The organism is Bacillus sp. GbtcB14 (genome assembly GCF_019091205.1).
GTDB classification, from domain to species: Bacteria; Bacillota; Bacilli; order Bacillales; family Bacillaceae_G; genus Bacillus_A; species Bacillus_A cereus_AG.
Genome location: NZ_JAGXJT010000010.1, coordinates 92,864 through 105,078, shown reverse-complemented (window position 1 = coordinate 105,078; position 12,215 = coordinate 92,864). Strand labels below are relative to the sequence as shown.

Here is a 12,215-nt window from a genome sequence, read left to right as displayed (position 1 = left end):
GCTATTTTTTATTTATAATCCTTCTCTTGCTATTTATAACAACCAATTCCTTCCCTACTCTACTATTAAAAGATTTGATGAATCATCTTTATTACAACAGCTAACGTAACAGATGCAGCAAATCCCCCTAAACAAATTAAGCTTACCCCTTGACTATATGATAAGTTTTGCAATGATTTCATTACTTCCATCCTCCCTATCTCCCCTTTGATACTCTTATTTTACCAATGGGAAAAATTTCATAACATCGATTTTTCTGACAACAAACTTACAAATTTGTAAGTTTACATCTCAACTTATATATCTAGTATTTCCACAAATGAAAGGCATTTATACATAAAAAAAAACCTTGCTATCCCAAGGTCTTAGTTACATTCTATTTCATTTTATAATCATCACCGGACATTTCACACGCTTTGCTATTTTATGACTTACACTACCAAGCACCATTTCTTGCAATGTATTTAATCCTCTACTCCCAGCAATAACAAGATCTATATCTCCTGTATTTACATATTGAACAATCGTATCTCCTGGATCGCCATGTAATATCGTAATTTTATAAGAAATGTTCTCTTTCTTTAATAAACCTTCAATCTCTTTTAATTTATCTTTTCGACTAGCCGATATTGTTTCTAGATCTGTTTGACCTTGTATAATATCTGATTTTGCCGTTCTATTATCTACTACGTACACAACTTCAACATTTGTTTCTTCGCTACATTTCGCAATATATGTTGCATGTTCCGCTGCTCGAAGTGCATGTTCAGAACCGTCACATGCTAATATAATTTGTTTGTACATATGCTGAATCCCCTTTTCGTTATCCTACTCGTATTATATAATAAAGCCCCCTAAAAAGGAGGCTTCTAACTAGCAATTCTTTTATTATAAGTAGCTAAATTTGAAATAATCTTCGAGCTTCGTTCATTTAATCCCGTTATACTTACTTTCACGCCACTTTGTTCATACTTCATGATAACTTTATCAATTGATGCCACTGCTGAATCATCCCATACGTGCGCATGAGTAAAATTCATTTCAATTTCTTTTACATCTTCATTAAATGAAAAATTAGTTATGAAATCGGCTGTAGATGCAAAGAAAAGTTGACCATGAATTTCGTATATTTTCTTATTTTCAATATATAAATGTTTCACGTGAATCTTTGCCATATTGAATGCAAATAAAACCGCACTAATTACTGTTCCGATAATTACACCTAATGCTAAATTATGTGTAATTAGGACAATCGCAACTGTTACGATCATAACGAATGCGTTTCCTTTTGGTACTTTATGAATCGTTGTTACAGAGTTCCAATCAAATGTTCCGATTGAAACCATAATCATAACTGCAACTAAAGCTGCCATCGGAATATGAACGACATAATCACCTAAAACGAATAGTAATACGATTAGAAATCCGCCCGCTACAAATGTTGATAATCGGCCGCGTCCACCTGATTTAATATTAATAACAGATTGACCAATCATTGCACATCCTGCCATTCCTCCGAAGAAACCAGCGACAATGTTTGCAATACCTTGCCCACGTGCTTCCTTATGCTTATTACTTTCCGTATGCGTCATATCATCTAAAACTGAAGCTGTTAATAAAGACTCTAGTAAACCAATAATTGCAAGCATAACTGCGTACGGTAAAATAATCCCTAATGTCTCAAATGTAAAAGGCACGTCAGGAATGCTAAAGAACGGTAATTCTTTCGGCAGGCTTCCCATATCTCCTACTGTTTTTAACTGTAATCCGCTCATAATTGCAATACTTGTCACAATAATAATTGAAATAAGTGTAGACGGTACAGCCGTCGTAATACGTGGAAATACATATATAATTACAAGTCCTAATGCGACAAGTGCATACATTTGCCAAGTTGCATTTTTAAAATGCGGCAATTGCGCTGTAAAAACTAAAATTCCAAGTGAATTTAAAAAACCACTCATAACAGATTTCGGAACAAACTTCATAAATGAGCTCAATTTGAACACGCCAAAAATAATTTGGACAATACCTGTTAATATTGTTGTAGCAAATAAGTACTGCAAACCGTGATCTTTAACAAGCGTTACCATTAATAATGCCATTGCACCTGTTGCAGCTGAAATCATTCCAGTTCTTCCGCCAACAAATGAAATGGTAACCGCAATACAAAAGGCTGCGTATAGTCCAACTGTCGGATCCACGCCTGCAATAACAGAGAAGGCTATCGCTTCAGGGATTAACGCTAAAGCAACAACAATTCCTGATAGTACGTCCCCTCTCACATTGGAGAACCAATCATTTTTTATCGTTTGAAACAAAATACCACTCCTCTACTCTTTTATCCCGCTATTTGCCGGGCAGTAAGACCCCCACCTCAAAATTCAGCGGATGCAAAGAAGTTAGGTGGGAATCAACTGCACATAAAAGCCCGATTGGTTCAACTAATAATCAGTGGGGGATGAACAAAACCCCCACTGATTAAAGTTTCACTTTATCATTTGATTTTCTCCATAAGAAAATCTAAGCCGACTGCACGAAAGCTATTATATAACGAGTATAAGATTTTTTGCTATGTAAAAGTTTCCTAAAGAAAAAGACGCTACCTTAGTAGCGCCTTTACTCCTTTTATTAATGTCCACCGTGTCCTTTACCACTTTCCTGAACAATTTCTAACCTCTCATCTAGTATTCCTTGTGTTTCAAATGAAATATCACTCGTACTTCCTAATAAGAAGCCATGATTATATGGTCCAAGTGTTGGATCATCTTTAAACTTCGGCTGAATAGTAGCAAGGAAGTCATACACTGGTTGTGAAGCTTTCCCTTCTTCTAATAAGACAACAGGTGCGTGTTTACCCATATGTGAAAAAGGTGCCCCAGCAACTGCTAAATCTGGTGTTTTGCTTGAAACAAATGATACACCGTGACCAGGTTTTGTGAATCCCCAGCCAAATTTTGTTTTTTCATCTTTAAACTTCGCAAATGCGATAGAATTTTCTGTTGGAGTCTCACCGCTAATACGCGTTACTTTCCCGTATTTGCTTAACTCTTTTTCTACTTCTTTTGAAACGATTTTTTCTGGTCCTAGTAAATATATATTTGCTTTATCTTTTCTCATCTTTAATGCCTCTATTGTCGCTTCTGGCACTTTATTCTTTTCTGTATAGAGTAGTGGTTCCGGCATATGAGAAATCCAGTTTACAGCGGGGGTTGTATATAAACGTCCTTCTTCTGCAGACGAACCGATAATAACACTATTTGGATAGCTTCCTGTTATATCGGCGTATTCTTTATCCACATCTTTAGCAAATATAGCTGGATCCTTTTCTTTTATTTGTTTTACTTTATAATTTTTTAATTGCTCAAGGGTAGATGCACCTACATCCCCCATCACCATAATTTGTGTTCCATCTTTCGTTCCGAGCGGATTTAGCCGTTTTATTTCTTTTAACGTCATTTCGGGTATCTTTTCTTTTTCTATAAATAAAATCGGTCCGTTATTCGGATGATGAATAAGGTCTGCACTCGCAATACCTAATTGCCACTCGTTTACTGGTACTAAAATAATAGCGCCTGGCTGATTCTCTTTATGCGTTGCTGGCCATATCGTTTGCGAAGTTAATACTGCCATTTGCAGAGGATCATTTGTATTTAATCTCGTTATATTTTTTAAACTTGTCGTTAATAAATCATTCGATGCACCTTGATTCATTTGTTTCGGCGCAGTTACCTCCTGATTCATTTTCATTTCCTTCTGCTCTGTTTTCTTCTCTTCTTTAGATTCATGATTTTTATGATCTGTATTCGTTTGTCCACATGCCGCAAGACCAACTGCTGTAATTATTGTTATCCCAAAAACTCGGGTCATTTTTTTCACTATACCGCCTCCATATGAATCATTTTCGAGCCAATATCATTACCTAAAATAGAATTTCAACTTTACAATAACAAGCAATTCTGAAGAAATTATGCAGATGCATTATAATCTGCACCATTTCTTCATGATTTTGACTTACAATTTAAGTAATAACTACAAATGCGGAGGTACTCTATGATCGATATACTACTCGTAGATGATGAACCGAGAATGCTTGAATTATTAACACTTTATCTTACTCCAATCGGATATAACTGCGTATGTGCATTGTCCGGAGAAGAAGCTATTTCACATATAGAAAATCGAAACTTCAAATTTATTTTACTCGATATTATGATGCCAAAGATGGATGGATGGGAAACGTGCAAAAGAATTCGATCTTTTAGTAACATTCCTATCATTATGGTTACAGCTCGTGATCAAACAGTAGATGTCGTTCAAGGATTAAAACTCGGAGCCGATGATTACGTAACGAAACCTTTCCATGAAGAAGAACTTTTCGCAAGAATTGAAGCCGTTTTAAGACGTACAAATGAACATAAACAAATCCAATATCACGGTATTGTATGGGATGAAACAAAACACTTCGTTTCTGTCCATAATGAAGAACTCCTTCTCACACCAATTGAATTTTCTTTACTCGGATTATTTTTACGCCATGTGAACTACGTATTAAGCCGTGATCAACTCATCGAACGAATTTGGGGATTAAATACAAATACAGAAGACAGAACAGTTGATTCACATATTCGTAATTTGCGTGATAAATTACGAAAAGTAAATTTCCCTATTGATCACCATTTAAAAACTGTTTACGGAGTCGGATATCGATGGGTTGATACTCTAGATTAAGGAGCAAAACGATGAAGCGAATTTCTATTCAACTCGGATTTTATTTTTTAATCGTCACACTTTTAATTGAAAGTGTTCTATTTGTCTTGCTTTATTATAGCCTTGTCAACAATAGAGTAAATGAAGAAATGACAGCTTTATTAAAGCGCGGAAATAGTCACCGAGATGTCCTTGAAAAGTATTTTGATAAGCAAACAATCTCCCATGTTGCACTAATGGAATCCGAAGCCGAAACTACTGTTGTTATTACAAATGTACATAAAGATGTACTAGCTAAATCCAATGAAATAAATACTACTATAAAAACGCATATTGAAAAGATGCAAACACGGACAGATCATGACGGAGCAATTATAGAGAATCATTGGAAAACATCTAATTATATATGTACAGTTAGCCCCATTATAGTCGCAGGAAAAACGGAAGGCTACGTATATATGTTTCTCGGAACGGAATCAATTGAGGGAATGGTTAACGGGCTAACAAGACAATTCATTATTGCCGGAGCCATTACTTTTCTATTAACAGCCATCACCATCTTTCTCTTATCACGGTTGTTAACAAAACCATTGTTACACATGAAACATGCCACTGAAAAAATGAGTAAAGGCGATTTATCTGTTTCATTAACGACTACTCGAAATGATGAAATTGGTGAACTAGCATCATCTATCCAAACGCTCGCAAATGATTTACATTATATGAAAACAGAGCGAAGTGAATTTCTAGCAAGCGTTGCTCACGAATTACGAACACCGTTAACATACGTAAGAGGTTATGCTGACATTGCTTTAAAAGAAACCACATCTCCTGAGCAACGTTTGCGATATTTATCTATTATAAAAGATGAGTCTGATTACATTACAAACTTAGTTCAAGATTTATTTTCACTTGCACAAATGGAACAACATAACTTTTCTATTCAAGTAAAGGAAGTATATTTACACACCTTCCTGACTCGCATAGCCGAAAAAGTAAATACCATATATAAAGAAAGATACATTAAAGTTTCTTTCTCTTGTCCTCCTACACTGCTAGTAAACTTAGATGAACAACGCTTCGAACAAGTTGTGGTGAACATTTTAAATAATGCGTATAGACATTCAAAGGAGCATTCTCATATAAACATTTCTGTTATAGAAGAACATAAACGTATTTCCATTACAATTGAAGATGAAGGTGAAGGTATTCCACCTGAAGATCTCCCTCACATTTTCGACCGCTTTTATCGGGTTGATAAAGCAAGAACACGCGCTACAGGCGGAACTGGTTTAGGACTCTCTATCGTGAAGGAAATTGTAGAATTACACGGCGGGACGATTACTGTCACGAGTAAAGTCGATCACGGGTCTTGCTTTATCATTTCATTACCATCTATAAAGAAACACGACTATTGATGGTAGTCGTGTTTCTTTATCATTTTACTTTATAGTATAAATTTACAAATTGCCCAAAACGTTTCGTATCCGTTAAAGTTAAATTAATTTCCGGATTCTTGTCTTGAAATAATGGAACTCCAGAACCTAATATATGCGGTGTAATCGTAACGACATATTCATCAATTAGATTATTTTTAAAGAACTCACTCAGTAGACTTCCTCCACCGACCATCCATATTTTAGATCCTTCTTGTGCCTTTAACCTTTTTGTAAACTCCACTACATCTTCATTTACAAACTCTACATGTTCGTTTGAACCTTTTTCTGAATTAGAAAAGACATAACATTTTTTATCTAAGTATGGGAATGTTTCCGTATGCTCTACTACATAATCGTACGTTCTTTTCCCCATAATTATTGTATCAATCGTTTCATACATTTCTGTATAACCGTTATCTCCCTCTCCTTCCGTTTCCATTAACCACTCTAAATCATCATTTTCTTTCGCAATATATCCATCCAAACTAGCGGCTATAAATAAAACAACTTCACGTGACATCTCTTTTCCTCCTTGCAACGTATATTGATAAAATGACCTTATACACACTATACTAACCTTAAAACATGACAATTCATGTCATGTTAAAAAAGAAACGAGTGAGATAGTTGTCAAAAGCAAAACGTTTACTAGACATTCTTATATTCGCTTCTGCGAAAAGAACATTTACAGCGCAGGAAATAGCTGATGAATTTAACATTTCTGTTCGTACTGTCCATAGATATATTTTAGATTTAAGTGATATGGGATTACCCCTTTACGCAGAACAAGGTCGTAACGGAGGATATAAAGTATTAACGAATAAAGTCATTCCGCCTATTTTATTTACGGAAGAAGAAGCAGTATCCATCTTTTTTGCTTTTCAGTCTTTAAGCTACTACAGAGACTTACCATTTAACACAGAAATCAATTCCGTTACGCATAAACTGTATAGCTCTCTACAAGATGATGCGAAAGCGAAAGTTGATAAAATACGATCTTATATCGCTTTTTGGAATCCAAAGAGAACAATTGATACACCCCTTTTAAACGAAGTGCTAACCGCGGCTATTGAAAATAAAGATTTACACTTTCAATACGAATCTAAATCGGGGATAAAAACAAAACATGTTCACCCTATCGGTGTATATGCGCATGACGGGCTATGGTACTTACCATCCTACGACTTTAGTAGAAAAAAAATATTACTGTATCGCGTCGACCGCATTCTCTCTATATTATCCACAGAAGAAAATGAAGATACATTCATGAATTTAGAAGAGTGGTTTATCTCTAACTCTAACGTAGTACACAGTCCTACTCAGTTACATGTTTTACTGACAACAGAAGGTGTACGCCAATGTAAAAGCGTTCCTTACCTTGAAGAGCTCGTTGTAATAAACGAAGACGGGACAGGATATATACATTCAACAATTGATAAAGGTGAAATTAATTTTATTACGCCTTTATTTTATAGGCTTGGAAAAGATGCAAAAGTGTTAGAACCGAAAGAATTGATAGATGGTTTACGTATACGTGCGAAAGAAATTTTACATATGTATGGGGACGAAAAAAGCTGCTAAATATAAGCAGCTTTTTTCGGCGATTTGTTTCTATTATTTTGACTGTTGACGAATATCGAACCACCAACGATTTTTCTCATTCATATTCTCAGTGCCACTAGACCCACTGTAACGGAAAGCATCAAGGAAGATTGAATCTAACTTATCCTCATCTACAAAATAACCTAAGTTAACCTTTACCGTTTGTCCCGGTCGGATACTACCAATATTATAAAAGCTTTTCCCGTCTCCGTGAGGTTCTAAATAATCAACTTCGCCCGTCATAATATTTTTTTCCACAATTCCAGCTCTTTCAGCGTAATTCCATACATTCCCCTTACTTTTAAGCACTTGTAGGGATGGATGCATATAGATTTCTTTTGTTTCCTGTTTACCTATATTTTTCACTGTTGTTGTCAAGTAGACAAATTTAGGCTGAATTAATCTTGACTCTACTAATTGATCAATTGAATCTTTACCATTTCCAAATTTATATTCATCCCGTCTATATGGTATCAATTGTCCAGCTTGATTCAAAGCCTGATTCTCGCTTAGTATTCCTAAACCAAGTTCATTAAAGTTTTCTTGTTTAAAATCTTTAATGGAATCAAAAACTTCAACTTTTTCTATCACATATTCAATTTTACTGTTATCCATGATAATCGTTACTGGAACTTTTTGTCCTATATGAAATAGTCGTTTACTATCTTTTTTCAAAGGAATCACCTTAGTTTTTTTAGGCTTACTTTCTTCGCTAAAATACTTTTTATCATAATCTGTTATATGTGATGCCTTTTCTTTTGACGTAGGCTCAAGGGAAATGTTCCCTAACACATCCACCATTTGTTCTTCGTTTATATCGTTTCCAATATAACTTTGTAACATGATCCCCTCTTTCTCAAAAAAGAGAAAGACCTCTCTGTTAAACGCTAAATTGTTGTTTCCATTTTCTTTATTAACAATCACTGCTTTCTTGCCATGTATCTCTTTCTCTTCGTAGCTTTTTGAGTACAGTGTTTTAAAATTCGAATCTTTTCCTACTCTCCAAAGAATGAATGAAAATCCACCCTTTGCGTAGTTATCTTTAAATGAATATTTCATAGCAGTGTCATCAATTGCTTCCATATTTTCTGGCAATTTACCAACCTTCAACTTATACCACTGATCACTCTTTTTCGAATCCTTATTTGTTAAGGAAACATTTACTTCGTAATTTTGTTTTTGAACAATCATATTATATACTTTCACTGCACCAAAAACAGTTGTCGGCATACCAATTAATAAACAGGCAGCAGCGATTAACATACGATGTCTTTTACGCTTTTTCTGTGGTCGCTCGCCCTTCAGCTTCATTTCTTCCATAAACAATTTCTTTTTGCGCGTATATGTATGTGAAAATTCATGTTGTTCTTCGAGTTTATCAAAATCATCTAAAGCAATTTTTTCAGCAAGTTCATATATTTCTTTGGAGTTCTTTGAATTCGTCATGTTGTATACCTCCTATCATATTTTGAACTCGTTTTCGAGCGCGTTCAAACTGCTTACGGACATTGGCCTCCGTTATCCCCATGACACTTGAAATTTCTTGATACGTTAAGTTATAGAAGACTTTGTACTTAAACACCTGTCTGTTCGATTCATTTAACTCTTTTAGCAATGTATCAATTTGAACCTCAGACATTTTACGTTTTTCCCACTCTTCAATATTTTCATCTACTGCTTCTGTTGATTCTCTTTCATATTCTTCTAAAAATGTTTCATGTCGTTTATTTTTTCGATAACTATCAATCGCCTTGTTTTTCGCGACCCTCAAAATGTAGCGTTTAAGCTCTTCAGTGCTCAAGCTATGGAGCTTTTCCAAGTTCTTATAAAGAGTAATAAATGTCTCTTGAACCGCATCTTCAGCCTGCTGAATATTATTTAAAATAGAATACGCTACATAATAAATTTTTTGTTCATACAACTCATATAGCTCTTCCATCTTTTCATAATCGTTATTTATAACTTTCATATAATTCCTCCTCTCACTCTATATAACGAATGAGCGCTATACTTTGTGACACTGCAAAATCTTTTTATATATAAAATTTAATAATAGAATAAACAAAATCCCAATTTCTCTATTGTAACTGAGAAATTGGGATTTTTTATATTAGAATTTTCCTGACTGTTCCATTGAGAACATCCCTCTTACGCCTTTTCAGTAAGCAGTATTCGCTCTATCGCTTCTTTTAAACAAATGCTTTGTCTCTTCCAAGTTATAATTCTCCTTCTCTCCTAGCTGTACCATATAAAACTCGGCAAACGAGCGCTCTTTATATCTTGGTACGACATGCATATGGTAATGCGTTAACTCGTTAAATACTCCACCATTTTGACAAATTGTAATTCCATCTGGTTTATATAATGCCTTAATCGCTTTTGCAATAAGTTTAGAAGCATCCATAATCGATTTCGCTACAACATCCTCTAATTCGTCTACTTCTACAACATGTTGCTTTGGCACAATTAAAGTATGACCTGAATAGAAAGGTTCATGATCTAAAAAGCATGTTACATAGTCATCTTCATATATTTTATATATAATTTCTTCTTCGTTGGCTAATTTACACCCTAAACATTCCATCATATTTCTCCCTTTATTAAAAACATAAAAACGTGAGAGTCGTATTCTCACGTTTTTATGTTTTACTTTATTAGTTCAATTGTTTCCGTAACTTTTATACTATCTTTTATCGATTGAACAATCGTACAATTTTTCACTGCAAGTTGCAACGCCTTGTCCAATTGCTCTTCTGTAATGTTTTGTGCTTTAATTTTATAGTGCAAATGAACACTTTCAACTGGTTTTGATAAAGCTTCACTTCTACCAACTTCCGTTTCGATTGTAAACGTATCGTATGTAATACGTTTCTTTTCTAAAATTGTTCGAAAGACAATTGCACTACATCCCGCGATAGAAGAAACGAGTAATTGTAACGGTGAATACCCGTTTTCTTTTCCAATCGCTAATTGACCATACGATAAATCTGCCTCAATATCATCGTGTTTGATTGTTAGTTTCATTTGTTGTCTCCATCTCCACTTTCATCGGTTTCTTCCGTTTCTTACTCATATAATAATATATATAGCAGAAAATGATAAATGGAATACCACAATATAACGCCATTCGTTGTTCAGGAATAAACGCTAAACTAATAACAACGATGCTATTTGTAATTAAAGCTAAAATTGGAACAATCGGGTATAGTGGTGTTCTATACTTTAAGTCCTCTAACTTTCCTCCGCCTTTTATATACTGACTTCTAAAGCGAAGTTGCGATAAAGCAATAATGATCCAACTTGATACAGCTGATAAACCAGCTATAGATAATAAATACATGTATACTGTATCTTCTGCAAGGAAACTTGTGAATAAAGAAAGACCAGCTACAGCAATCGTTACGACTAGCGCTGTAATTGGAATACCACGCTTATTTACTTTCTTGAAAGATGTTGGTGCCATTCCTTCATTTGAAAGTGACCATAATATACGAGTTGCCGCATATAATCCTGAATTCGCTACTGATAGTAACGCTGTAATAATAACGAAGTTCATAATATCAGCTGCGTATGGAATACCGATTTTATCAAATACAACTACAAATGGACTTTCAATTACCCCTGCTTCTTTCCAAGAAATTAATCCTACTAAAATCGTCATTGTTAAAATGAAGAATAACATAATGCGCCATACTGTATTACGGATCGCACGTGGAATTGTTTTTTCTGGATTTTCACTTTCTCCCGCTGCAATCCCGATTAACTCTGTTCCTTGGAACGAGAAGTTAACTGTAATCATTGTAAGTAATACGGCAGCTAGTCCATTCGGGAATAATCCACCATCGCTTACAAAGTTAGAGAAAAGAGGTGCTGCTTCTTTTCCGTCATATGATATAAACCCTAATAATGCACTACCACCAAGAACAACAAATGCAAGAATTGTAACTACTTTAATACTAGAGAACCAAAATTCTAATTCAGCATAACTTTTCGCAGAAATTGCATTTGAAGCATATAAAATAACGCCGAATACAAGACACCATACCCAAACATCAACATTTGGAAACCATCTTTTCATCATTAAACCGATTGACGTTAATTCTAGTCCTACTGTTACTGCCCAACCAAGCCAATATAGCCAGCCAATCATAAAGCCCGTTCCTGGTCCAATAAACTTCGTCGCATACTTTTGGAAAGAACCTGAAACTGGCATTGCTACCGTTAACTCTCCTAGACAAAGCATTGTTAAATACATAATAAATCCGCCCACTAAATATGAAAGGATGGCTCCCCCTGGTCCAGCCTGATTAATGGTGTAACCTGAACCTAAGAAAAAACCAGTTCCGATTACACCACCTAATGCGATCATAAATAAATGTCTACTCTTCATCGTACGATGTAATTTCTCATTCGTTGGTTGCTGCATCTAAATCCTCCCCCTACCGATACCCCTATATCTTGTTA

12 protein-coding genes and 1 pseudogene are annotated in these 12,215 nt (G+C 34.9%); 3 read left to right on the top strand and 10 right to left on the bottom strand.

What is annotated here, in order from left to right:
• Positions 1-65: 65 nt before the first annotated feature.
• From KVT31_RS23860 to KVT31_RS23845, 4 genes are all read right to left on the bottom strand, one after another.
• Complete coding sequence (locus KVT31_RS23860; RefSeq protein WP_000453510.1) at positions 66-191, bottom strand: DUF4027 family protein; 126 nt, start codon at positions 189-191, stop codon at positions 66-68.
• Between the two features lie 190 nt (positions 192-381).
• Positions 382-804: a universal stress protein gene (locus tag KVT31_RS23855; RefSeq protein ID WP_000277996.1), complete on the bottom strand. Its 423-nt coding sequence runs from the start codon at positions 802-804 to the stop codon at positions 382-384.
• A gap of 65 nt (positions 805-869) precedes the next feature.
• The gene (locus tag KVT31_RS23850) at positions 870-2,321 is read right to left on the bottom strand and encodes a SulP family inorganic anion transporter (RefSeq protein WP_088095150.1); all 1,452 of its coding nucleotides are present in this window, start codon (positions 2,319-2,321) and stop codon (positions 870-872) included.
• A 310-nt stretch (positions 2,322-2,631) separates the two neighbouring features.
• Positions 2,632-3,879: a cell wall-binding repeat-containing protein gene (locus tag KVT31_RS23845; protein WP_088095149.1), complete on the bottom strand. Its 1,248-nt coding sequence runs from the start codon at positions 3,877-3,879 to the stop codon at positions 2,632-2,634.
• Between the two features lie 174 nt (positions 3,880-4,053).
• Here KVT31_RS23845 and KVT31_RS23840 point away from each other — a divergent pair, with 174 nt between their 5' ends.
• Together KVT31_RS23840 and KVT31_RS23835 are read left to right on the top strand one after the other, a co-directional pair.
• Complete coding sequence (locus KVT31_RS23840) at positions 4,054-4,731, top strand: response regulator transcription factor (protein WP_088095148.1); 678 nt, start codon at positions 4,054-4,056, stop codon at positions 4,729-4,731.
• Between the two features lie 11 nt (positions 4,732-4,742).
• Positions 4,743-6,128, top strand: coding sequence for a sensor histidine kinase (locus tag KVT31_RS23835; RefSeq protein ID WP_088095147.1), 1,386 nt, complete (start codon positions 4,743-4,745; stop codon positions 6,126-6,128).
• Positions 6,129-6,147: 19 nt separating this feature from the next.
• Here KVT31_RS23835 and KVT31_RS23830 read toward each other — a convergent pair whose 3' ends face one another.
• Positions 6,148-6,669 (bottom strand): dihydrofolate reductase family protein, encoded by a 522-nt coding sequence (locus KVT31_RS23830; protein ID WP_088095146.1) that lies wholly within the window; start codon positions 6,667-6,669, stop codon positions 6,148-6,150.
• Between the two features lie 107 nt (positions 6,670-6,776).
• Between KVT31_RS23830 and KVT31_RS23825 the strand changes: the two genes are divergently transcribed.
• Complete coding sequence (locus tag KVT31_RS23825; protein WP_088095145.1) at positions 6,777-7,730, top strand: helix-turn-helix transcriptional regulator; 954 nt, start codon at positions 6,777-6,779, stop codon at positions 7,728-7,730.
• Positions 7,731-7,763: 33 nt separating this feature from the next.
• Here the strand turns inward: KVT31_RS23825 and KVT31_RS23820 are convergent, their stop codons facing one another.
• The 5 genes and pseudogenes from KVT31_RS23820 to KVT31_RS23800 all read right to left on the bottom strand — a co-directional run bounded on the left by KVT31_RS23820 (position 7,764) and on the right by KVT31_RS23800 (position 12,177).
• Positions 7,764-9,197 (bottom strand): DUF4367 domain-containing protein, encoded by a 1,434-nt coding sequence (locus tag KVT31_RS23820; protein ID WP_088095144.1) that lies wholly within the window; start codon positions 9,195-9,197, stop codon positions 7,764-7,766.
• The gene (locus KVT31_RS23815) at positions 9,163-9,720 is read right to left on the bottom strand and encodes an RNA polymerase sigma factor (protein ID WP_088095143.1); all 558 of its coding nucleotides are present in this window, start codon (positions 9,718-9,720) and stop codon (positions 9,163-9,165) included. Before KVT31_RS23815 ends, KVT31_RS23820 begins: the two co-directional genes overlap by 35 nt.
• A gap of 179 nt (positions 9,721-9,899) precedes the next feature.
• Positions 9,900-10,335 (bottom strand): annotated as a pseudogene (locus KVT31_RS23810) (HIT family protein).
• Positions 10,336-10,397: 62 nt separating this feature from the next.
• Positions 10,398-10,775 (bottom strand): OsmC family protein, encoded by a 378-nt coding sequence (locus KVT31_RS23805; RefSeq protein WP_088095142.1) that lies wholly within the window; start codon positions 10,773-10,775, stop codon positions 10,398-10,400.
• The gene (locus KVT31_RS23800; protein ID WP_088095141.1) at positions 10,750-12,177 is read right to left on the bottom strand and encodes an amino acid permease; all 1,428 of its coding nucleotides are present in this window, start codon (positions 12,175-12,177) and stop codon (positions 10,750-10,752) included. Before KVT31_RS23800 ends, KVT31_RS23805 begins: the two co-directional genes overlap by 26 nt.
• Positions 12,178-12,215 lie beyond the last annotated feature (38 nt).